The organism is Gordonia sp. CNJ-863 (genome assembly GCF_001942325.1).
In the GTDB taxonomy this organism is placed as follows: domain Bacteria; phylum Actinomycetota; class Actinomycetes; order Mycobacteriales; family Mycobacteriaceae; genus Gordonia; species Gordonia alkanivorans.
Window position 1 is genome coordinate 36266 of record NZ_MKKG01000016.1, and the last position, 20871, is coordinate 57136.

The window sequence follows — 20871 nt, forward strand, 5'->3', positions numbered from 1 at the left end:
ACAGACGGCTGGGGTTGCTGCCGTAGACTTGCCGCGTCGCCCGCGTGGGCGCCCAGCCTTCGTAGCTCAGGGGATAGAGCAACCCTCTCCTAAAGGGTAGGTCGTAGGTTCGAATCCTACCGAGGGCACCAAGAAACAGCGGGGCACCAGCTGTTGCTTTTCACACCGCAGCGGACTTCGCGAACCGCCTCCGGTACACGAGAGGTGAGACCCCGACGGACGCCGCGAAGTGGTGCCGGAGCAGCGTCGCCGAGGTGAACCCGACCAGGCGTGCGACCTCCTCGACCGGCGCATCCGTCGATTCCAGTAGGTTCTTCGCGGCCAGTACGCGCTGTTCGGTGAGCCATCTCCGTGGTGACACCCCGACCTCGTCGACGAATCGCCGCGCGAACGTCCGGCCAGACATGTGCATGCGTTCGGCCATGTCGTCGACGCTGATGTCACGGTCGAGATGTTCGAGCAGCCAGCTGAGCAACGCGCCGAAACCCTCGTCGGAGCAGGCGGGCATCGGGGCGTCGACGAACTGTCGCTGACCGCCGTCGCGGTGGGGTGAGACGACCATGCGACGAGCGATCCGGTTTGCGACGCCCGGACCCCATGCCTCGCGGACGAGGTGCAGTGACGCGTCGATCCCGGCCGCCGTGCCGGCGCTGGTGGTGATGGGGCCGTCGTCGACGAAGAGGACGTCGATGTCGACCTTCGCCTTCGGGAACTGTCGTGCCAGCTCCTTGCCGAAGCGCCAGTGCGTCGTGCAGCGTCGGCCGTCGAGCAGGCCCGCGGCGCCGGCGACGAAGGCGCCCGAACACACCGTCAGCACGCGGCCGCCGTTGTCGACCACCGCGCGCACGGTGTCGAGGATCTCCGCGGGGTAGTCGCCGTCGACCATTCCGCCGGGGATGGCGACGAGGTCGACGTCGCGGCACTCGTCGACAGAGTGCGAGACCTGGATCGACACGCCGTTCCCGACGGGCAGCGGCACCGACGGGTCGGGGGAGGCGACACGGAAGTCGAAGCCGGGGACGCCGTCGTCGGTGCGGTCGAGGCCGAACACCTCGTGGACGACGCCGAACTCGAACATCGCGACGTTGCCGTGGAGGAGAACCCCGACCGTTTTCAGCATGAAGCCAGTATGGCAGAAGATTTGCGGACATTGACGTTTGTGCCACTGTTGGCGGTAATCAGGCGAGCGGAGAATTACTGCCATGATCATCGCACTCGCCCTTCTCGCCACGGTGGCCGTTCTGGCCGTCGCCGCACTCGTGTTCTTCACCCGCCGTACGCCTGCCGGAAGTCGTACCCCGCTCCAGCGTTTCGTCGACTGGTGGACTCGCGATCCGAGGCGCCCCTACGGGCCCGACACCGATCGGGTCGCGGTCGAGCTGAGCATCCTCACGCGCCGCTACGACCGCCTCGTCTGAAAGGGGCTGCGATACCGTAGCGGGCGTGAGCTCCCAGATCGTTCTCGTCACCGGCGCGACCAGCGGCATCGGCGCCGAAGTCGCCCGACAGTTCGTTGCCCGCGGCCATCGGGTCTACGGCACGACCCGGAACCCGGACGCCGTGCGCGACCCGATTCCCGGCGTCACCTACGTCCGCCTCGACAACGCCGACTACGGCTCCGCCAATGCCTGCGCGGACCTCGTCGGTCCGGTCGACATCCTGGTCAACAACGCCGGCGAATCCCAGGCCGGCGCACTCGAGGACACCTCGATGCAGGCCATCGAGGATCTGTTCCGCGTCAACGTGTTCGGGCCGGTCGCCCTCACCAAGGCGGTCGTCCCCGGAATGCGCGAGCGGCGTCGGGGAACGGTCGTCATGGTCGGCTCGATGCTGTCGAGCTTCCCCGTCGCGTTCCGGTCCAACTACGCGGCGACGAAGTCGGCGCTGAAGGCCTTCGCACTGGCCACCCGTCGTGAGGTGGCGCCGTACGGGATTCGGATGATCTCGGTGGAACCGGGCACCATCGCCACCGGTATCGGCGACCGCCGATCCATCCATGTCGGCGAGAACTCGCCGTACCGTGCCGAATACGAGACCCTCGCCGCGGCCACCCGACGCAACGAGGATGCTGGGATCAGCGCGGAGGACATGGCCACCCAGATCGTCGACGCCGCGCTCGCCGAACACCCGAAACCGTTCTACGCCAAAGGAAATCAGGCGGGAATCGTGTTCCTCCTGCGTCGGCTCGCGCCCCGCCAGCTGATCCTGGACATGACCGCACGCAAACACGGGCTGCCGAAGGTGAAGAACTGACCGTGCGAATCACGCTGCGGGTCATCGGGATCGGTCCCGGCGGTCCACGCCAGGTCACGCTGCAGGCCATCGACGCCATGACCGACGTCGACGCCTTCCTCGCGCTCGAGAAGGGGACGGCGAAGAGTGGACTGCTCGACGCGCGCCGGGTGATCCTCGACGCGCATGCCCGCGAGGGTTATTCGCTCGTCGAGATCCCCGAGCCACCGCGTGATCGTGCACCTGCCGACTATGACGCCGAAGTTCGACGCTGGCACGCCGCACGCGCCGACCTGATCGCCGGCGCACTGCGCGACGAGGTTGGCGACGGCGGGGTCGCGGCCTTCCTCGTCTGGGGCGATCCTGCCCTCTACGACAGCACGCTGCGCATCGTCGACGACCTCGCCGCACGCGACGACCTCGAGCTCACAGTCGAGGTGATACCCGGCGTGACCAGCGCCAGCGCACTGACCGCCGCCCACGGCATCGTCGCCAACCGCGTTGGTGAACCTATCCACATCACCACCGGGCGCCGCCTCGCCGACACCCCCGCCGGTGTCGACGCCAACCAGATCGTGATGCTCGACGGCGATCTCGCCTTCCGCCAGACCGCCGACCCCGACGACCACATCTGGTGGGGCGCCTACGTCGGCACCGACGACGAGATCCTCATCAGCGGCCGGGTCGGCGACGTGACCGAGCAGATCGTCGGAGCGCGAGCCGAAGCCCGCGAGCGCATCGGGTGGATCATGGACATCTATCTGCTGCGGAAGGCTCCCCACACGGCATCGTCGCAGAACTGAAGTCGCCGGCGACCTCATTTCGATGTAACTAGCTGCTGCGCAATCTCTTTGCCACACCCCTGTGGATGAGGATCCGTTCTTGTCGGTGGGGTGTTCTAGATTGGGTGGTGACAGATTCGACCATCCAGGTTGGGCTGTAGACGTTGTGGGGGCAGCGTGAGCAAGTGGACCGATCTACCGGGCGGGTTCCTCGCCAGGGTCGATCCTGCCCACCCCGAACAGTCCGACACCGCAACTCATATGGCGCGGTTCGGTTCGATCCGCCACGGCGAGGCTTACCTGGCGTGGTGCCGATATGAATCGATCGTCACCGTCTACGACCAGCTCGTGGTCAACACCGGTGGCGGGTTTCTCATCGACCGCTACACCGAGATGGTGACCCGGGTGTGCCGTGAAGCCGCCATCACCCGCTACCAGGCCGATCAGTGGGTGGGTGAAGCGCTCGCCCTGCGCGATCGGTTGCCGAAGGTGTTGACCACCCTGCGCGATGGCATCCTGTCGCGCCAGTTGATCCAGACGGTCATCACCCGCACCGACCTCATTTCCGATGACGCGGTCATCGCTGACCTCGATGCCGAGATCGAACGCATCGTGCGTAATCGCAAGGGCGCGTGGACCAACCCGAAACTCCGGGACATGGTCGATCGGCTGGTGTTCCGTCACGATCCTGATGCGGTGCGCGAACGCCGCAAGGAAGCGTTGGACAAGCGTGGGATGTGGACCGAGAACTTCGTCGACGGGACCGGTGAGATCACCGGTGTGATGGCGGCGGAGAACATTCGTATCGCCGCGACAGCGGTGACAGCGTTGGCCGACACGGTCTGCGCCCACGACGGGCGCAACCGTAACCAGCGCAACTCCGATGCCATGTTTGCGCTGTTGACCGGCACCGTCTTCGACTGCCAATGCCGGCGAGCGGATTGTGACGCCGAGATCCCCGACCCCGCCGAGGTGATCCGCGCGGTGAGCACCGAGGTCGTCGTCCACGTCGTCACCGATGCCGCCACCCTCGCGGGCGCTTCGGGGATCGGTTGGGTCGACGGCCAAGGGATCATCTCCGATGAGCATGTGCGTGATCTCGCCGAACAGGTCGACGCGACCATCACACCTGTCACCCCGGTGCGCACACCACCTACGCGTGTGGTCGCCGAACGCCCGACCACCAACGCCTCCGATAATGAGGCCACGTCGGCCGATGTTGCGATCGTCTATCCGGGTGCGCAAGCCGCTGATCCGTATCGGCCGACCACCGCGTGTGCCGATTTCGTGCGGGTGCGTGACGGGTACTGCACCGAACCGGGCTGCGCCCAGTCCGCTTTCGACTCCGATCTGGACCACGTCGCCGAGTACGACCACACCAATCCGGCCCAGGGTGGGTTGACGGCGAGTGAGAACCTCAACGCCAAATGCCGGTTCGGGCACCTACACAAGACCTTCGGCGACTGGATCGACACCCAGTACCGCGACGACGACGGCCGCCTGGTCACCGAGTACCGCACCCCGGAGGGATTCGTCATCCCGGGTGATGCCGAAACCCTGGAAGACTTCTTCCCGAACCTGCGTCGCATCCGCTACGACCAGCCACCCCAAGCACCACCGACCCCACGGGTCATCACCGGCGACGAACCGCCGCGCCCACGCAACCGACTGGCAGACAAACACGCCAGACGGCGAGCCGAACGTGCCCGCAACCAGAAGCAGCGCCTCGCCGACCAGGCAGACCCGCCGCCGTTCTGACAGGGTCACAGCGCCTCGCGCGCCACCAACTCCACCGTGACGAGCATGGCAATCGAACTGACGGCGAGCAGTGCGATGAGTACGAACAACTGCATGGCAGCGGCCGCCCACACGGACGCGCCGCCGAGGACCATGCCCACGAAGGCGCCGGGGATGGTGACCAGCCCGACCGCCCGGGTCTGATCGAGGCCCGGGATGAGTGCGCTCGCCGACGCAGCGGCGCAGATCTCGAGGCGGGCATCGCGGGGGAGCAGACCCAGCGACAACGCGGCCTCGACCTCGCCGCGTCGGGTCGTCAACTCGTCGACGGCGCGTCGGCCGGCGAGCGACGTGGTGACCATGGCGCCGCCCAGCAGGATCCCGGCGGTCGGGATGATGGCGATGCCCTTCGCCGGGAGAACACCTACGAGGGCGAGTGCGATCACGACGACGATCGTCGGGGCCGCCACGGGCGCCAGGCACCGTGCGATCGCGCGAATCCCGGCGTGCTTCGGTCGGATGCGCCGCGCCGACGTCCACGCCGCCGCCACCGCCATCACCACGACGAACAGCGCCGACGCCCAGCGATGCGAGATCACCACTGTCAGTACACCGGCGAGAGCCGCCAACTGGACGACGGCCCGCACCGAGGCCACCACGGTGTCGGTCGCCAAGCCGGATCGACGATTGACCAGCACCGCGACGACGGCGAGCACGACGATCGCGACCGCCAGGACCGGCCCGATCCGAACGACGGCGTCGCCGATTCCGTTCACACCGGCAAGTTCACCAGATCTGCTGCAGGGCTGCGAGCATGGCGTCGCGGATCTCGCTGCGGCAGATCACGAAATCGGGCATGTAGGGGTGGCGGTTGTTGTAGACGATCTCCGAACCGTCCAGGCGACTGCAGTGCAGGCCCGCCGCCAGGGCGACCCCGACCGGTGCGGCGTTGTCCCACTCGTACTGGCCACCGGCGTGGACGTAGGCGTCCGCGTCGCCCCGGACGACGGCCATCGCCTTGGCGCCGGCCGACCCGACCGGAACCATCTGCAGGCCGAGCCGGTTGGACACATAGCTCGTCTCGTACGAGCCGCCCCACCGCGAGGTCACCATGCGACGGGTCAGTTCGCCGCCCGGTTTCTCGACGGTGTCGGCGCGGAACAGTTCACCGGTTGCCGGCAGCGACACCGCGGCCTCGGTGACCACGCCGTTCTCCGTCAAGGCCACGTGCACAGCCCAGTCCGCGCTGCCCGCGGCGAATTCCCTTGTGCCGTCGAGCGGGTCGATGATCCACACGCGCTGGGCCGTCGAGCGGTCGCCGACATCGGCCGCCTCTTCGGACAGAACGGCGTCGCGCGGACGGTGTTTGCGCAGGACCGTGGAGATCCACGCCTGGGCCAGCGCATCGCCGACATCGCCGAGCATGCTGCCGGTCATCAGATCGCCATGACGAATCCCGAGGAGTATCTCCCCGGCTCCCTGGGCGATCCGGGCGGCCAGCTCGGCGTCGGAAAGTCGGGAAGTCATCCCTTTACTAGAGCACACTGGTGGCATGCCCGAGCTCCCTGAGGTGGCCGCCATCGCCGACTATGTCGACGGTCGCGCGGCCGGACTCCCGATCCGGCGAGTCGACGTCGCGTCCTTGTCCGTGCTCAAGACGGCCGACCCGCCGTACACCGCGCTCACCGGCCGGATCGTCGAATCGGTCGGCCGGGTGGGCAAATACCTGGTCATCCGGACCATCCCCGGCCAGAACCAGGACAATCCGCCGGCGACCGCATCCGAACCCGAGCTGTCGCTGGTCATCCACCTGTCGAGGGCCGGCTGGGTGCGGTGGAGCGAGGACCTCTCACCCAAGCCGCTACGCCCGGGCGGCAAGTCGCCGATCGCGCTGCGGGTGCACTGCGGGCTACCTGGCGAGGGCTTCGACGTCACCGAGGCCGGAACCCAGAAGCGGCTGGCGGTGTGGCTCGTCCGCGACCTCGCCGAGATCGACCGCGTCGCCGGGCTCGGCCCCGACGCCCTGGAACTGACCGAGGAACATTTCGCCGAGATCCTCGCCGGTACCACCGGACGTGTGAAGAACGTGCTCACCGACCAGCACACCATCGCCGGGATCGGCAACGCCTACTCCGACGAGATCCTGCACACCGCGCGACTGTCGCCGTTCGCATCGTCGAAGACCCTGAAACCCGATCAGGTGAGCGCCCTGTACGACGCGATGCGCGCCGTGCTCACCGACGCCACGGGGCGTCTCGAAGGGCAGACCGTCGCCCGGTTGAAGTCGGAGAAACGCACCGGACTCCGCGTGCACGCGCGCACCGGACTGCCGTGTCCGGTCTGCGGCGACACCGTCCGCGAGGTGTCCTTCGCCGACCGGTCCTTCCAGTACTGCCCAACCTGCCAGACCGGTGGCAAGGTCCTCGCCGACCGCCGGATGTCGCGGCTTCTGAAATGAGCGATGGTGCACGCGCTCGTCGTCGACGATGACATCAGGGCAGCGGAGACCGTCCGCCGGATGCTCGTCAGTGACGGGTGGGCGGTCACGGTGGCCTTCGACGGTCCGGATGGGCTGTGGCGGGCCACCGAGGGCAGCTACGACGTGATCGTGCTCGACATCATGATGCCCGGGATGAACGGGTACCGCGTGCTGCAGAGCCTTCGGGAACGCGAGATCTGGACGCCGGTCATGATGCTGAGCGCGAAGGACGGCGAGTACGACCAGGCGGAGGCACTCGACTGCGGCGCCGACGATTACCTGGTCAAACCGTTCTCGGTTGTCGTCCTCAAGGCGCGACTGCGTGCGCTGGTGCGTCGCGGTGCGCCGGAGCGTCCCGTGACCCTGTGCGCCGGTGACCTCTCCCTCGACCCGGCAGAACATCTCGTCCGGCGCGGGGACACCCCGATTCCCCTGACCCCACGGGAGTACGCGGTGCTCGAGTGCCTCATCCGGCACGCCGGCACCGTCGTCTCGAAAGCCGACATCCTGCACTCGGTCTGGGACGAGAACTACGAGGGCGACCCCAACATCATCGAGGTGTACATCGCTTACCTGCGCAAGCGGATCGACCAGCCGTTCGGCGTGCGCAGCATCAGGACCGTCCGCGGGGTGGGCTACCGCATCGGCTGACGTGGCGGCATCGCGAGCGCCGTGCTGACCGCGCCGTCGGGGAGGCGACGCGCCGTCGGCAACGAGATGACGAAGGTGACGCCGTGTGCGAACCCGGCGGGCGGGTCCTGCACAGACACCGAACCGCCATGCGCGCGGACGATCTCGCGGACGATCGACAACCCGAGTCCGGAGCCGCTGCGGTTGCGGCGGTCGCCGTCGAGCCGCGTGAAGCGGTCGAAGATGACGTCGCGACGATCCCGGGGGATCCCCGGTCCGTCGTCGGTCACCGCGATCGATGCGACGCCGGTCCTCGGGTCGAAGGACATGTCGAACCGGACCGTCGACGCCGCATAGCGGACGGCGTTCTCGGCGAGATTCCGGATGGCGCGGGACAGCTTCTCCGGATCGCCGGCCAACCGGATCGGGATGATCGTCGCCGCGACCGCGGCCAGACCCAGCGACCGCAGGCGACGTGCCTCGGAGGCGACTATGTCGTCGAGGTCGACGTCCCGGATGTGCAGCGGCACACCGTATTCGTCGGAGCGGGCGAGCAGCAGCAGGTCGTCGACCATGTTCTGGAGCCGACGGGCCTCGGGGAGCAGGAGTGTGCGGAGGGTCCGTACATCGATCGGGGAGTCGGTGTCGTCGGCGAGGTCGAGCAGGCCGACCACCGTGGTAAGCGGACTGCGCATCTCGTGGGAGGCGTCGCCGACGAATCGCAGCTGCGCGGCCCGGCTCTGTTCGAGACGTTCGAGCATCGAGTTCATGGTGGTGGCCAGCCGAGTCACCTCGTCGTCGGTGGACGGGACCGGCACGCGGCGGGACATATCGGACGCGGTGATCGCGGTGACCTGCTCGGTGATCCGCCCGACCGGCCGCAGCGCGACCCGCGAAGAACCAGATGGCCACCGCGGACAGCAGCACCAGGACGGGGAGTTCGACGGCGAGCACGAGTGCGGTGTTGATCAGGCTCTGCCGGTACGCGTCCGCCGAGACCGCCACGACCACCGTGTAGACGGCCCCGTCGTGGGAGGTGGCGGTGACAGTCGCGCAGAACTCGACCTCGCTGCCGGGCACCAACCGGCCCTGGACCTGCGTCGACGCCCAGATCGCCGGACGCTCGGACGTCACCGGATCGCCGGCCGCCCCGGGGGAGGACGCCACCACCCGACCGTTTCCGTCGATCACCTGCACGATGTCGGCCCCGTAGCCCATCCCCAACGATTCCGGGGAGATCGCCGAGATACCGCCGTCGCGGATCTCGGCCGCGATCTCGTACGCCCGGTAGCCGGTCTCGTCGTACATGGTCCTGCTGTCGGCGCGATTCAGCATGAACAACATCACCGCGCCGCCGATCAGAAGGGCAATGGTGACGAGGAACGTCCCGACGATCGTGGATCGGATGCGGACGCCCTGGCTGCGTCGAAGAAGAGCGGGGCGTGGAAGACCGGACATCGCAACTCCTCGCCGGTGCGTACAGCGACAGCCATCCGGCGACAGCACCTGCTGATCACTCAGCGTAGGTCGCCACGGGGTCGTCGGAGAAGTGTTCGGTCGGTGTACTACTTCAGCGGTTCTTCAGGTTCGGGGTCGCAGAGTTGTCGGCATGACCTTGACCGCAGATCGCAAGCACCGCGGAGGCCCCGCCGGCACCGGGCGCACAGCTGCTCCGACCGTGGCCGAATACATTGTGGAACAACTCATCTCATCGTCGATGGGCATCGCGTTCGGGGTCCACGGAGCCAACATCGAAGACCTGTACGACGCCGCGACGCGGGCGCCGGGGATGACAGCGATCGTCGCCAAACACGAGTTCGCCGCCGGTGCGATGGCGGACGGGACGGCCCGGATTTCCGGTACGCCCGGAATCGTGATGACCACGTCTGGTGGCGGGGCCATGAACGTCGTCCCCGCCCTTGCCGAGGCCTACGACACTCGTGTGCCGGTTCTGGCACTCACCGGGACCGCGCCGACGTCGCTGGTCGGTAGTGGAGCGTTCCAGGACATGCTCGCGCCGCCCGACACCGTCGACATCGCGGGTGTTCTCTCGGCCATCACGGGTTCGTGTTCGGTCGTCGGTCACGCCGACGAGGTGCCCGCCGCGCTGGCGACGGCGTTCGCCACGCTCCGCCGAGGACTGCCGGCTGCCGTCCTGCTGCCCAAGGACATCCAGTCCGCGCCGGCCCCCGAACTGCGGCAGCTGCACACGGGGGAGTGGGCGCAGCACGGTGCCGAGGTGACGGGACCGTCCTTGTCCGCCCTGGCCGACGAACTGAGTGCGCTCGCGGAATCCGATGCGCGGCTGGTCCTCTGGGTGGAGGCCTCCCGTGCGGGCGTCGGTCCGCAGGTCGAGGCTCTCGCCTCCGCACTCGGAGCGGTCGTCGTCGCGGCCCCGGGCGGCCGCGACCTCCTCCGGGACGCGACGGCGTCGCGGGCGTCACCGGGGTGATGGGACACCCATCGGCGCACCGTGCCGTCGCCGACGCGGACCTCTGCCTCGTCCTCGGGTGCCGGATGACGATGACCGATCGCGCCGACCTCGACGAACCGTTGAGACGCGTCCGACTCGTCCACCTGGGGTCCGAACGGCCGCGCGTGCCCGGCGACGTCGACCATGTGCGGTGCACCGACCTCGCGGCCGCGATCTCGCAGCTCACCGGTGAGATTCGACGCCCTCGCGGCCACGACCGTCCGCGCGAGGCGGTCGCGGTGACCCATCTGCCGGTGCCGCCCGGCGGATCGGGCCTGGGCATGCGCACCGCGATCGGGGAGATCGGGCGAATGTTGCCGCCGGACACCCCGGTTTTCGCCGACGCCGGCAACGCAGGAGCCGCCGCCATCCATCACCTCCCGTTCGGTCACGGCCGGTTCGTGGTGGCACTGGGCATGGGCGGTATGGGATACGCGATCGCGGCGGGTGTCGGCAATGCCATCCGCGAGGCGGTGGACTCCACGCTGGCCGAGGGACAGCCGACACGCACCGTCGTGATCGCCGGTGACGGCGCCTTCTTCATGCACGGCATGGAAATCCACACGGCCGTCGAACACGACGCCCCCGTCACCCTCGTGCTGCTCAACAACAACGCGCACGCGATGTGCATCACCCGGGAACGCCTCTTCTTCCCGGATACGCCCAGCGTCAACAGGTTTCGTCCCAGTGACCTGGCCGGTGGTTTGGCCGCCATGTTCGACGGCCTCCTCGTCGCCCGTGCCTCCGATCCCGCGTCCGTACGCACCTCCCGGAGACCGCCCCGCCCGAACGCCCGGTGTGGGTGGGCGACTTCTGGGACACCTTCGCCCCCGGCCACCAGATCGAACTCGACAACCTCACCGCCATCGCCGAATACCGCCACCGCAACGGCCTCCCGCTCACCCCAGAATGGATGCGATCATGACACCGAACCCGGTCAGCCTCGTCGACCTCGCCACCTACCTACCTGAAAAGATTGTTCCCGCAGCGTATTACGCGCAGTACGCCGAAGACGACACCCTTGCGGACAACGTGATGTTCCGCGCCCCGGCCTTCCGTCATCACGCGGCGGAGGGGGAGACGTCGGCGGACATGATGATCTCGGCGACGCGCGAACTGTTCGAGCGGCACGGCGACGACTTCCTCGACGACGTCGACGTGGTCCTGACGCACAGCCAGTTGCCCGAGGTGCCGGTGCGCGGCTGCGGCGGAGAACTCGCCCATCGGCTCGGCATCCGGCCGTCGACGGTGCTGGACGTGCACAACGGAGGGTGTGCCGCGTTCATCTTCATGATCCAGATCGCCGGAGCCCTGCTCCGCGCCGGAGGAGGCCACAAGGCGTTGCTGGGACTGGCGCGGAACAGCGCGGGCCAGGTCTTCACCCAGGAGCAGGTCCGCGGCAAGGCGCAGGCCGCCATCCCGGGAGACGGTGCGGCCGTGGCCGTTCTGACCGTCGACGACGTCGCCGCCAGCCCGATCCTGGGCCTTCGCTGCCACTCGTTCGGGCAGTACTCCGGCGACATGACCGGCGTCTCCGATCCGCCGCGCAAGTACTGGGAGGCAGGGTCGGGCCAGATGCACATCGGGTTCACCGACTCCAAGATCGCGAAGGTGCTCGCGCGCGGGAACCGCATGGTTCCCGAGGTCGCCATCGAGGTCGCCGACGAAATCGGCATCTCGCCGGCGGACCTCGACTGGTTCGTGACCAACCAGCCCAGCCGGATCTTCCTGCGGAACTGGCGCGAGGCGCTCGAGCTTCCGGACAGCCATCACCCGGACACCTTCGACGAGTGCGGCAACCTGTTCGCCGTCGCCATCCCGGTCACGCTCGACGCGGCCATCTCCGACGGACGTATCGGCGAGGGCGACGTCGTGATGATGGCGGCCTTCGCCCACGCCGGCGATTTCTCCGGGGCGGCCGCGATGAGATGGGCAGGCCGGCCATGAGCCCGCCCCTGGCCGGCGGGGTGTCCTGGCCGAGCCTCCGCCTGGATCTGAACGAGTCGCCCTACCCGCCGCTGCCGTCGGTCGCAGCAGCGCTCCAGCACGAGATCCCCGAGTCCCACCGGTATCCCGATTTCCTGCCGGACCGCACGCGCGGGCAGATCGCCTGCCATCTCGGGGTCGTACCGGAACGCGTCACGGTCGGCCCCGGTGCGACCGGAGTTGCGCTGGCGGTGTTGCAGTATGCGGTGCGACGGGCCGTGGACGCGGGCGTCGGGACACCCGCGCTGCTCACCTCCACCCCGACCTTCGACGGCTATCCGATCCTCGCGCGGGTGGTCGGGATGCGCTTCGGCGCGGTGGATCTCGACGACGACGGCTCGGTCGACCTCAACCGCCTGTTCGGGGCGATCACGCCCGATACGGCGGTCGTGGTGCTCTGTTCGCCGCACAACCCGACCGGTGCCGTGGTGAACGGGGGCGACCTCAACCGGTTCCTCGCAGCGGTGCCGCCACACGTGATGACGATCGTCGACGAGGCGTACGTGGAGTTCAGCGAGACCGCATCCGATCTCCACCGGCTGATCCGGAACCCCGGCGTCGTCGTGCTGCGGACGTTCTCCAAGGCGTACGGTCTGGCGGCGCTCCGCGTCGGATACGGCATCGGCACCACCGAGCAGATCACCGAAGTGCGCGGCCACGAGGTGCCGTTCGCGGTGGGTCGCGCGGCGATGGCGGCGGTCCCGGTCGCGCTCGACGCGGAACTCGAGCTCGCACAACGCGTCCGCTCCATGAGGGGGGAGCGGGACCGGTTGACCGACATGCTGGCGCAGATGGGCGTCCGCGTCGTGCCCAGCCACGCCAACTTCGTCTTCCTCCCCGGCGCGGAGGGCGTGGCCGTCGGACGGATGCTCCGGGGGATCGGGGTCGCGGTGAAGGAGTGCGGCGCGGCCGGAACGCGGATCACGGTGGGCGACCGTTCCGGCACCGATCGGGTCATCAGCGCACTACGGCTGACGTCGCGGTCCGCGTAGCCCGGGGCCGATGCCGGTAGGTTCGGGTCCATGACCTCGACGACACGGCAGAAGATCCTCATCACCGGTGCGAGTTCCGGACTCGGCGAGGGCATGGCCCGCCGATTCGCCGCCCAGGGGCGTTCGCTGGCGCTCGCCGCGCGGCGCCTCGACAACCTCGAGGCGCTGGCCACCGAACTGCGCCAGTCCGCGGATCGGGTCGCGATCGCGCAGCTCGACGTCACCGACCTCGACGCGGTACCCGTCACCTTCCGCGCGCTGGCCGACGAACTCGGGGGTCTGGACCGCGTCGTCGTCAATGCCGGCCTCGGCAAGGGCGCACCGATCGGCACCGGGAAGGCAGCCGCCAACATCGAGACCGTGCAGACCAACCTCGTCGGCGCGCTCGCGCAGGCCGAGGCCGCCCTCGAGATCTTCCGCGAGCAGAACAGCGGCCACCTCGTGCTCGTCAGCTCCATCTCGGGTGTTCGCGGCATGCCCAAGGCCCAGGCGGCGTACTCGGCTTCGAAGGCCGGTCTCACCGCGCTCGGGCAGGGGTTGCAGGCCGAGTTCGCGAACTCGCCCATCTCGGTGTCGATCGTGGCGCCCGGTTACATCGAGACCGACATCAACCGGGGCGTGAAGACCTCGCTGATGGTCGACACCGACAAGGGCGTCGACGCCATGGTCGCCGCGATCGAGGCCGAGAAGGCCTGGGCGCCGGTGCCTGCCTGGCCGTGGACGCCGATCGCGGCGGCCCTCAAATACCTGCCGGGGTCGATCAGTCGTCGGATGATCTGAGCACTGCGCCGTTGTGGATGCCGTAGGCGTTGTCGACAAGCCTGAGCTGACTCAGGTCGTGGGTGACCATCACGGTCGCTATGTCCCGGTCGCGACTCAGATCCGCGAGCAGAGCGACGATCTCTCGGCTGCGGTCCTCATCGAGAGCCGAGGTCGGTTCGTCGACAAGTAGTACCGAGGGGTTGTTCATCAGCCCGCGGGCGATTGATACCCGCTGCCGCTGGCCACCTGACAGCTGGTGGGGACGTCGATCCAGTTGTCGTTCGAGACCGAGGGAACACAACAGGTCCGTGGCGCGGATGCGGCTGTCGCGGACCGATCCGCCGGCGAGGTGGGTCATCATCTGTAGCTGTTCGACTGCGGTCAGAGACGGCAGGAGATTCGACTGCTGGAACACGAAACCGAGCTTCTCGCGCCGCATGGTGGTGCGGTCGCCACGGCCCAGTCCCGACATGTCGGTGCCGTCGATGATGACGCGACCCTCATCGGGGGTGATCAGCAGCCCGGCGACGGCGAGCAGACTCGACTTGCCGGACCCAGAGGGTCCGGTTACGGCGACGAATTCGCCGCGCGCCACGTCGAAATCCACGTCGTCGAGGGCGCGTAATCGCTCGTCGCCGTCGGGGTAGGTGAGGACGATGCGTTTCAGGGAGATGCTCATGTTCGAGGTCTTTGGGTTCGGGAGTGACTCAACGGGCGGCAGCGAGGGCGGTCAGGGGATCAATCTTGATGACGCGGGCCAGAGAGGCGGCCGCGCCGATCATGCCCATCGCGACGAGGATCAAGAATGGAACCAGCGTGTTGGCAGGCGTGAGCGCGAAGGGAACCGCCTGCGCAGCGATCGTTCCCAACCCGAACGCGGCCAAGGCCCCCGAGCCGGCACCGACCACGAGCACGATCAAGCTCTGACCGAGCGCGTCGCGCAGCAGGTACCCGGTGGACGCGCCGACCGCCTTGAGGACGGCGAGTTCCTGGCCGCGCTGGATGGTCCATACGGTGAAGAAGGCGCCGACGACCAGTGCACTGACGATCATGAGCATCGCCTGCATCAACAGCAGCGATCCGCGCTCGGAGGTGTACGAGCCGATTGCTTCGAGCGCACCGTTCTGATCGGTGATGGCGGTTCCGGTAGCGGCTTCGACGTCGCCGGCGTCGAAGTCACCGGAGGTGCGTAGCGCCACCACCGTGCCGTCTGCGCCCCCGGCCGACGGCAGCGTTGTCCAGGCGGCGCGGTCCATCCAGATCACGGGCTGGTGACTGTAGAACGAGTCGTCGACCAGGGCGGCAATGATGAAGTGTTTGTCGCTCATCGTGATTCGGGTTCCCGTCGCCCAGCCGTTGTCCTTTGCCAGGTCAGCGTCGACGGCTACCGTCCCGGGGCCCAGCGGGACCGGGGCGGCGAAGGAGCGCCCGTCGACACCGAAGGCCGCGGCAGCGACTTCCCGGCCGTCAACGCTGATCCGTGCCGAGGCGATCCCGATGATCGACGCGGCCCGGACGCCGTCAGCGGCGGCCAGGTCGTCCTGCTGCCGCGGGGTCACGGTCGATTCCGTGAACGAAACCGGCTGCCCGTCGGCCGGCACGCTGAAAGCAAAGTGGTCGGCGCCGAGATTCTTGATCGCGGCGATGGACTGATCGCCGAGTCCGGAGGTCAGCCCCGACAGCATGACCACCATCAGCGAAATGAGGAACAGGGCCGAGCTCATGAGGGTGAATCGGCCCTTTGCAGAACGAAGATCACGGATGCTGAGGAACATGTATTCCAGGGTCGCGAAGTGAAGAGGGGCAGACATCGCGCTTCGGTTGGGTTCGCCGATCCATCAAAAGTTGGAGATCGGTGTCTGGCGCCACGAAAGCCAGTGATGCGCTGTTAGCGTGAGCGCGGTGTCGAGGAGTGGTCTGCGAGCATCCGCCGTGCCCCATCCGGGCGATGGCGGACCGGTGCTGCGTGTCATGCAGGTCGGCGCGCATCTACTGTTCTTCCTGCTCTTGAGCGTCGGTATCGTGCGCGCCGTCGCCGACAGCGACCATCCCGCTCCGGTTGTCTCGCTCGCTGCTGTGGTCGCGGCGTGGTACCTGTGCGGCATCTGGTTCGTGCGGCGTCGAGGTCTCGAGAACGGCGAGCCGATAGAGCGTCGGCTGGGGCAGCTGTGGTTCGCGGTGTTGGTGGTCGGGTGGCTGATGCTCATGCTGGCTGATGCCAACTTCGTCTGGCTGGCGTTCGCCCTGTTCTTCTTGTGTTTTCCCTTGTTCTCGACTCCGATCGCTCTGACGGTGACCGCCGTGTTGACGGGGGCCGCGATCGCGGCGACTCTGTGGCACGGCACAACCAACACGGCGGCCTCGATTGTCGGGCCGGTGTTCGGAGCGGCTGCCGCCGCAGGGATGGCTGTGGTCTATCAGCAACTGGTGCGGCAGTCGACTCAGCGACAGCAGTTGGTGGACGAGCTCACCGAGGCACACCGCGAACTACTCGACGCGCAGGATGAACTGGTGGCGTTGCAGCGCGAAACCGGTGCGCTCGCCGAACGCTCCCGGCTCGCTCGGGACATCCACGACACTCTGGCGCAGGGATTTTCGTCGATCCTGCTGTTGTCTCGTGCCGGGCAGCGGGGCCCGGGAGATCCCACAGCGATCTTCACGCAGATCGCCGAGACCGCGCAGCAGAACCTCGTCGAGGCACGCCGGGTGGTCGAAGCCCTCGCACCGGCCGCGCTGGAGACCGCACCGCTGCAGTCCGCGCTGCGTCGTCTCCTCGATCAATTGCAGCGCCAGACCGGCATCACCGCTGAACTGATCACCGATGGCGAGACGATGTCACCCATCATGGACTATGACGTCGCCCTGCTCAGAGTGGCGCAGAGTGCCCTGGCGAACGTGCGGCTGCACTCGCAGGCTCGACGGGTACGGGCGACGTTGAGCTACTCCTCGGACGAGGTGCGGCTCGACATCGTCGATGACGGTATCGGCTTCGACCAGCGTGAGGCCGGCGGATTCGGGTTGCGCTCGATGCGAGACCGACTTGCCGAACTCGGCGGCACCCTCGTCGTCGAATCGGCCCCAGGAGACGGAACCGCCGTCGCCGCCACTCTTCCGATCGGGAGGTCAGCGTGAGCGGGGTGCGGGTACTGCTCGTCGACGATCACCCAGTAGTCCGGGCGGGGTTACGCGCGTTGCTGGCCTCCCACGACGACGTTTTGGTGGTGGCCGAGGCTGCCTCGGGCGAGGAGGCAGTGGCTTCGGCGATGAGCACGAAGCCCGACGTGGTGTTGATGGATCTGCGACTTGGCGACGGAATAGACGGGGCCCAGGCGACCGCTCAGATTGTGGCGGCCTCTGATCCGCCGCGGGTCGTGGTGCTCACCACTTATGACACTGACGCTGACATTCTGCGAGCCGTCGAAGCCGGCGCGGCCGGTTATCTGCTCAAGGACACCGATCCGGAGGTGTTGATCGAATCGGTATTTGCAGCGGCGCGGGGGGAGACCGTCTTGGACCCCGACGTCGCTCGGCGCCTCTATCGACGCATGCAGCGGCCACCGGCCGATCTCAGCGCCCGCGAGGTCGAGGTGCTCTCGCTGGTGGCCAAGGGATTGTCCAACCGGGCCATTGCGAAGCAGCTGGTGGTGAGTGAAGCCACAGTCAAATCCCATCTGGTGCACGCGTTCACCAAGCTGGACGTCGACAATCGCACCGCCGCGGTCGTGGCCGCGCGTGAACGAGGTCAGATCATCTGATCGGAACGTACGCGGCAGTACTCGACCGGTGGACCGTGACCGATCGCTGAACGCGGCCGCAGCTCGACGTGACCGACCTCGACGCGGTACCGCTCGCCTTCGGGGCGACTACTTCCAGGGCGACTACTGCCAGTAGCTTTCGTCGAACACCTCGTCGGGGATCTCGTCGCCCGGTTCGACGCCGAGTTTCTCGAGTCGTCCCATGATCGCGGCGGCGGTGGCCACGAAGGTCACGAGATCTTCTGACTCGACGGATCTTTCGGCCGGATCACCGCCGAGGAACTCGTACAGTGCCGGTGGTACACAGGCGCCCATGTCGAGTGCGCGGGTTCCCGTGGCGGACCGCCAGGCGTCAAAGCTGGCGACGTCGACGGCCTCGGCGACCTCGCCCGTCCGGACGGCGGCGAGGACGTCGACGAGGGTCGCCAGCTCACCCGATGATCCGCTGGATGCGTCGAACCCGAACACCGTCTCGGCGTCAATCGATTCGTCCTCGGCGAGGGTGAAGTAGACGACGCCACGCCAATCCGAGGCCAGTGCCTCGATGTCGGTCCGCCCGAAGATGTCTCCTAGCAACTCGCTGACCTGCTCGCGACGGCGACTCCCGAACAGCTGGAATGCGCCCGACGCCACGATCTGTCCCTGCTTGTTCGCCACAGACCGTCACCTTACGCACGTCAGTCGTCGATGCCGAGCACGACCACGCGGCCTGTCGACGGCGACAGATACACGGTCGCCTGCCATTCGCCCGACGAGAACGCGTCGTCGACGTGCGGCCCACCCACGAAATCGCCGGCCGGGATGACGTCGCGCAAGTCGGCGGCCACCGAGTCGGGCGTAGAGACAGGCACAGCGTGGTACCCATCGGCCCAGGCGGTTACTCGGTCGGGGCCGACGTCGACGACGGCGTCGAACCAGTAGGTGGTGGGACCGGGAACACGCTCGGAAGCGCCGGGTGCGGACCCGAGCGTGCCGGCCACCCAGCCGTCGACGTTCCCGTCGGCGAGCAGCGGGAACCGGATTGCGACCGCCTCGATGTCCCTGCTGGGACCGGCGGTTACGACCTTGGCCAACGGCAACGTGGAGGTCGAGGTCCTGGGCGCACGGTCGACGGGATCGCCGGGCGTGCAGCCGGCGCCCACGAGAGCCAGTGCGGTGACCGCGAATCCGGCCGCGAGTCGTCGAATCCGTTGTGGCAGCATCCCGCCACGGTAGCTTCCCGCGGCACCGCTTCCCATCCGCTTATTGGATCCGATAAGCGCGAGGGAACCGGCCGGGCGGGAAGGAAACCCGCACGCGGGAGCGGCCGATCTTCAGACCGCGCGACCCCGGTGCCTGCGGTACCAGGCGACCAGCTCATTGGTCGACGAATCGGCGTCGGCGGCGGGCGCGTCGGCCTGGGTGATGGTGCCCAGCAGCGCCTTTGCCTGGGTTTTGCCGAGTTCGACGCCCCACTGGTCGAACGGGTTGATCCCCCAGACGGCGCCCTCGACGAAGACCTGGTGTTCGTACAGGGCGACCAGCTGTCCGATCACCGAGGGCGTCAGCCGGGGAGCGAGGATCGAGGTGCTGGGACGGTTACCCGGCATCACCTTGTGCGCCACCACATGTGCGGGCACCCCCTCGTCGGCGATCTCGTCGGCGGTCTTGCCGAAGGCGAGCACCTTGGTCTGCGCGAAGTAGTTGCTCATCAGCAGGTCGTGCATCGACCCCGACCCGTCGGGGCCTGCGGGTAGGTCGTCGGTGGGCTCGGCGAAACCGATGAAGTCGGCCGGCACGATCCGCGTGCCCTGGTGCAGGAGCTGGTAGAAGGCGTGCTGGCCGTTGGTTCCCGGTTCGCCCCAGAAGATCTCGCCGGTGTCGGTGGTGATGTGGTGTCCGCTCGCGGTCACCGACTTGCCGTTCGACTCCATCGTCAGCTGTTGCAGGTAGGCGGCGAAGCGCGCCATGTCGTTGCTGTAGGGGAGGACAGCCCGGGTGCCGATGTCCCAGAAGTTGTTGTACCAGAGGCCGATCAGGCCGAGGATGACCGGTGCGTTCTGTTCGAGCGGCCGGGTGCGGAAGTGTTCGTCGACAAGATGGAATCCCTCGAGGAACTCGGCGAAGCGCTCCTTGCCGATCGCGGCCATCACCGACAGGCCGATCGCCGAGTCGACGGAGTAGCGACCGCCCACCCAGTCCCAGAAGCCGAACATGTGGGTGGTGTCGATGCCGAACTTCGCCACCTCGTCGGCGTTGGTGCTCACCGCGACGAAATGCTTTGCCACCGCCTCGGTCCCGGCGTCGAGGGCCTGCAGCAACCAGCTCCGCGCGGCGGCCGCGTTGGTCAGCGTCTCGAGAGTGGTGAAGGTCTTCGACGCGATGATGAACAGGGTGGTCTCGGGGTCGAGACCGTCGAGGGTGCCGACCATGTCCGCGGGATCGACGTTCGAGACGAAGTGGCAGCGGATACCGTCGTCGACGTAGTGGCGAAGCGCCTGGTACACCATGACCGGTCCCAGATCCGATCCGCCGATGCCGATGTTCACCACATCGGTGATGCGTTTTCCGGTGTGGCCCTTCCACTCTCCGCTGCGGAGACGGTCGGTGAACTCGCCCATCCGGTTGAGGACCTCGTGAACGTCGGCGACCACGTCCTGCCCGTCCACGGAGAGTGTCGCGTCGGCGGGCAGACGAAGAGCGGTGTGCAGGGCGGCGCGGTCCTCCGAGGTGTTGATGTGCGCCCCGGCGAACATGTCGTCGCGGCTCTCCTCCAGCCCGACCTCGCGCGCCAGGCTCATGAGCAGTTCGAGCGTCTCCCGCGTCACCCGGTGCTTGGAGTAGTCGATGTGCAGATCGCCGACGTCGACGGTCAGTTCGCGGCCGCGCTCGGGATCGATCGCGAACACCTCGCGCAGATGCATGGCGTACACATGCGGCTGGTGCGCGGCGAGAGCCTGCCAGGACTGTGTTGCGGTGATGTCGCCGTGGTCGGTGCCGGTGAAGTCGCTGCCGGGTGCCTGCGTGCTCATGACACCCAACCCTATGTCGTCGGCGTCTCCAC

The 20871-nt window shown here is 67.7% G+C and carries 22 protein-coding genes, 1 tRNA gene and 2 pseudogenes; 16 read left to right on the plus strand and 9 right to left on the minus strand.

The features are described from left to right. Positions 1–55: 55 nt before the first annotated feature. Positions 56–131 (plus strand) — tRNA-Arg (locus BJF87_RS10175). Between the two features lie 29 nt (positions 132–160). Here the strand turns inward: BJF87_RS10175 and BJF87_RS10180 are convergent. Continuing rightward, positions 161–1120, minus strand: coding sequence for a GlxA family transcriptional regulator (locus BJF87_RS10180; protein WP_042376613.1), 960 nt, complete (start codon positions 1118–1120; stop codon positions 161–163). An 82-nt stretch (positions 1121–1202) separates the two neighbouring features. Here BJF87_RS10180 and BJF87_RS10185 point away from each other — a divergent pair, with 82 nt between their 5' ends. The 4 genes from BJF87_RS10185 (at position 1203) to BJF87_RS10200 (ending at position 4772) form a co-directional block, all read left to right on the plus strand. Continuing rightward, complete coding sequence (locus BJF87_RS10185) at positions 1203–1418, plus strand: hypothetical protein (RefSeq protein ID WP_042376614.1); 216 nt, start codon at positions 1203–1205, stop codon at positions 1416–1418. Positions 1419–1443: 25 nt separating this feature from the next. Next, the gene (locus tag BJF87_RS10190; protein ID WP_042376615.1) at positions 1444–2253 is read left to right on the plus strand and encodes an SDR family oxidoreductase; all 810 of its coding nucleotides are present in this window, start codon (positions 1444–1446) and stop codon (positions 2251–2253) included. Positions 2254–2255: 2 nt separating this feature from the next. Next, on the plus strand, positions 2256–3035 hold the full coding sequence (gene cobF / locus BJF87_RS10195; protein WP_075863073.1) for a precorrin-6A synthase (deacetylating): 780 nt from the start codon (positions 2256–2258) through the stop codon (positions 3033–3035). Positions 3036–3191: 156 nt separating this feature from the next. Then, entirely contained in the window at positions 3192–4772 is a 1581-nt protein-coding gene (locus tag BJF87_RS10200; RefSeq protein ID WP_042376618.1) for an HNH endonuclease signature motif containing protein, read from the plus strand. A 5-nt stretch (positions 4773–4777) separates the two neighbouring features. Here the strand turns inward: BJF87_RS10200 and BJF87_RS10205 are convergent, their stop codons facing one another. Then, positions 4778–5527: an ABC transporter permease gene (locus tag BJF87_RS10205; RefSeq protein ID WP_042376620.1), complete on the minus strand. Its 750-nt coding sequence runs from the start codon at positions 5525–5527 to the stop codon at positions 4778–4780. Between the two features lie 10 nt (positions 5528–5537). Further along, positions 5538–6278 carry a 3'(2'),5'-bisphosphate nucleotidase CysQ gene (locus BJF87_RS10210; RefSeq protein WP_005201111.1) on the minus strand — a complete coding sequence of 247 codons (741 nt, stop codon included), beginning with the start codon at positions 6276–6278 and terminating at the stop codon, positions 5538–5540. 25 nt (positions 6279–6303) lie between these two features. Here BJF87_RS10210 and BJF87_RS10215 point away from each other — a divergent pair, with 25 nt between their 5' ends. Continuing rightward, the gene (locus BJF87_RS10215) at positions 6304–7209 is read left to right on the plus strand and encodes an Fpg/Nei family DNA glycosylase (RefSeq protein WP_006359740.1); all 906 of its coding nucleotides are present in this window, start codon (positions 6304–6306) and stop codon (positions 7207–7209) included. Between the two features lie 3 nt (positions 7210–7212). After that, complete coding sequence (locus tag BJF87_RS10220; protein ID WP_006359741.1) at positions 7213–7881, plus strand: response regulator transcription factor; 669 nt, start codon at positions 7213–7215, stop codon at positions 7879–7881. Here BJF87_RS10220 and BJF87_RS26665 read toward each other — a convergent pair. After that, positions 7866–8744: a HAMP domain-containing sensor histidine kinase gene (locus BJF87_RS26665; protein ID WP_306302402.1), complete on the minus strand. Its 879-nt coding sequence runs from the start codon at positions 8742–8744 to the stop codon at positions 7866–7868. The two genes, BJF87_RS10220 and BJF87_RS26665, sit on opposite strands and share 16 nt — an antisense overlap. A 158-nt stretch (positions 8745–8902) precedes the next feature. On the opposite strand from BJF87_RS26665, the gene BJF87_RS26670 reads away from it, so the two are divergent. From BJF87_RS26670 to BJF87_RS10245, 7 genes and pseudogenes are all read left to right on the plus strand, one after another. Beyond that, positions 8903–9073, plus strand: a complete 171-nt coding sequence (locus tag BJF87_RS26670) for a hypothetical protein (protein ID WP_006359743.1) — start codon at positions 8903–8905, stop codon at positions 9071–9073. Positions 9074–9469: 396 nt separating this feature from the next. Further along, positions 9470–10312, plus strand: a complete 843-nt coding sequence (locus tag BJF87_RS26675; protein ID WP_262338944.1) for a thiamine pyrophosphate-binding protein — start codon at positions 9470–9472, stop codon at positions 10310–10312. 332 nt (positions 10313–10644) lie between these two features. Continuing rightward, positions 10645–11025: pseudogene (locus tag BJF87_RS26680) on the plus strand (thiamine pyrophosphate-dependent enzyme); the annotation flags it as partial. A gap of 77 nt (positions 11026–11102) precedes the next feature. Further along, positions 11103–11258 (plus strand): annotated as a pseudogene (locus BJF87_RS26685) (SRPBCC family protein); the annotation flags it as partial. After that, the gene (locus tag BJF87_RS10235) at positions 11255–12280 is read left to right on the plus strand and encodes a 3-oxoacyl-ACP synthase III family protein (RefSeq protein WP_081474352.1); all 1026 of its coding nucleotides are present in this window, start codon (positions 11255–11257) and stop codon (positions 12278–12280) included. The pseudogene BJF87_RS26685 and the gene BJF87_RS10235, both read left to right, overlap by 4 nt. Then, positions 12277–13311 carry a histidinol-phosphate transaminase gene (locus tag BJF87_RS10240; RefSeq protein WP_006359746.1) on the plus strand — a complete coding sequence of 345 codons (1035 nt, stop codon included), beginning with the start codon at positions 12277–12279 and terminating at the stop codon, positions 13309–13311. Before BJF87_RS10235 ends, BJF87_RS10240 begins: the two co-directional genes overlap by 4 nt. A gap of 30 nt (positions 13312–13341) precedes the next feature. Next, positions 13342–14091: an SDR family oxidoreductase gene (locus BJF87_RS10245; RefSeq protein WP_006359747.1), complete on the plus strand. Its 750-nt coding sequence runs from the start codon at positions 13342–13344 to the stop codon at positions 14089–14091. On the opposite strand, the gene BJF87_RS10250 is transcribed toward BJF87_RS10245, so the two are convergent. Together BJF87_RS10250 and BJF87_RS10255 are read right to left on the minus strand one after the other, a co-directional pair. Then, positions 14072–14752 (minus strand): ABC transporter ATP-binding protein, encoded by a 681-nt coding sequence (locus BJF87_RS10250; RefSeq protein ID WP_006359748.1) that lies wholly within the window; start codon positions 14750–14752, stop codon positions 14072–14074. The two genes, BJF87_RS10245 and BJF87_RS10250, sit on opposite strands and share 20 nt — an antisense overlap. A gap of 28 nt (positions 14753–14780) precedes the next feature. Beyond that, positions 14781–15848: an ABC transporter permease gene (locus BJF87_RS10255; RefSeq protein WP_035754888.1), complete on the minus strand. Its 1068-nt coding sequence runs from the start codon at positions 15846–15848 to the stop codon at positions 14781–14783. 184 nt (positions 15849–16032) lie between these two features. On the opposite strand from BJF87_RS10255, the gene BJF87_RS10260 reads away from it, so the two are divergent. Continuing rightward, complete coding sequence (locus BJF87_RS10260; protein WP_035754880.1) at positions 16033–17205, plus strand: sensor histidine kinase; 1173 nt, start codon at positions 16033–16035, stop codon at positions 17203–17205. Continuing rightward, positions 17202–17828 carry a response regulator transcription factor gene (locus BJF87_RS10265; RefSeq protein ID WP_006359751.1) on the plus strand — a complete coding sequence of 209 codons (627 nt, stop codon included), beginning with the start codon at positions 17202–17204 and terminating at the stop codon, positions 17826–17828. Before BJF87_RS10260 ends, BJF87_RS10265 begins: the two co-directional genes overlap by 4 nt. A 123-nt stretch (positions 17829–17951) precedes the next feature. Here the strand turns inward: BJF87_RS10265 and BJF87_RS10270 are convergent, their stop codons facing one another. From BJF87_RS10270 to pgi, 3 genes are all read right to left on the minus strand, one after another. Next, entirely contained in the window at positions 17952–18485 is a 534-nt protein-coding gene (locus BJF87_RS10270) for a hypothetical protein (RefSeq protein WP_006359752.1), read from the minus strand. A 20-nt stretch (positions 18486–18505) separates the two neighbouring features. After that, positions 18506–19030 (minus strand): hypothetical protein, encoded by a 525-nt coding sequence (locus BJF87_RS10275; protein ID WP_035754878.1) that lies wholly within the window; start codon positions 19028–19030, stop codon positions 18506–18508. A 111-nt stretch (positions 19031–19141) separates the two neighbouring features. Next, on the minus strand, positions 19142–20839 hold the full coding sequence (pgi, locus tag BJF87_RS10280; RefSeq protein WP_006359754.1) for a glucose-6-phosphate isomerase: 1698 nt from the start codon (positions 20837–20839) through the stop codon (positions 19142–19144). Positions 20840–20871 lie beyond the last annotated feature (32 nt).

What these genes read in the sequence shown, in the direction of transcription:
- BJF87_RS10220 (WP_006359741.1), top strand. Translation starts at nt 7,213, where the DNA reads ATGGTGCACGCGCTCGTCGTCGACGATGACATCAGGGCAGCGGAGACC.
- BJF87_RS26675 (WP_262338944.1), top strand. Translation starts at nt 9,470, where the DNA reads ATGACCTTGACCGCAGATCGCAAGCACCGCGGAGGCCCCGCCGGCACC.
- pgi (WP_006359754.1), bottom strand. Translation starts at nt 20,839, where the DNA reads ATGAGCACGCAGGCACCCGGCAGCGACTTCACCGGCACCGACCACGGC.
- BJF87_RS10245 (WP_006359747.1), top strand. Translation starts at nt 13,342, where the DNA reads ATGACCTCGACGACACGGCAGAAGATCCTCATCACCGGTGCGAGTTCC.
- BJF87_RS10240 (WP_006359746.1), top strand. Translation starts at nt 12,277, where the DNA reads ATGAGCCCGCCCCTGGCCGGCGGGGTGTCCTGGCCGAGCCTCCGCCTG.
- BJF87_RS10235 (WP_081474352.1), top strand. Translation starts at nt 11,255, where the DNA reads ATGACACCGAACCCGGTCAGCCTCGTCGACCTCGCCACCTACCTACCT.
- BJF87_RS10210 (WP_005201111.1), bottom strand. Translation starts at nt 6,278, where the DNA reads ATGACTTCCCGACTTTCCGACGCCGAGCTGGCCGCCCGGATCGCCCAG.
- BJF87_RS10180 (WP_042376613.1), bottom strand. Translation starts at nt 1,120, where the DNA reads ATGCTGAAAACGGTCGGGGTTCTCCTCCACGGCAACGTCGCGATGTTC.
- BJF87_RS10255 (WP_035754888.1), bottom strand. Translation starts at nt 15,848, where the DNA reads ATGTTCCTCAGCATCCGTGATCTTCGTTCTGCAAAGGGCCGATTCACC.
- BJF87_RS10275 (WP_035754878.1), bottom strand. Translation starts at nt 19,030, where the DNA reads ATGCTGCCACAACGGATTCGACGACTCGCGGCCGGATTCGCGGTCACC.
- BJF87_RS10215 (WP_006359740.1), top strand. Translation starts at nt 6,304, where the DNA reads ATGCCCGAGCTCCCTGAGGTGGCCGCCATCGCCGACTATGTCGACGGT.
- BJF87_RS10185 (WP_042376614.1), top strand. Translation starts at nt 1,203, where the DNA reads ATGATCATCGCACTCGCCCTTCTCGCCACGGTGGCCGTTCTGGCCGTC.
- BJF87_RS10250 (WP_006359748.1), bottom strand. Translation starts at nt 14,752, where the DNA reads ATGAGCATCTCCCTGAAACGCATCGTCCTCACCTACCCCGACGGCGAC.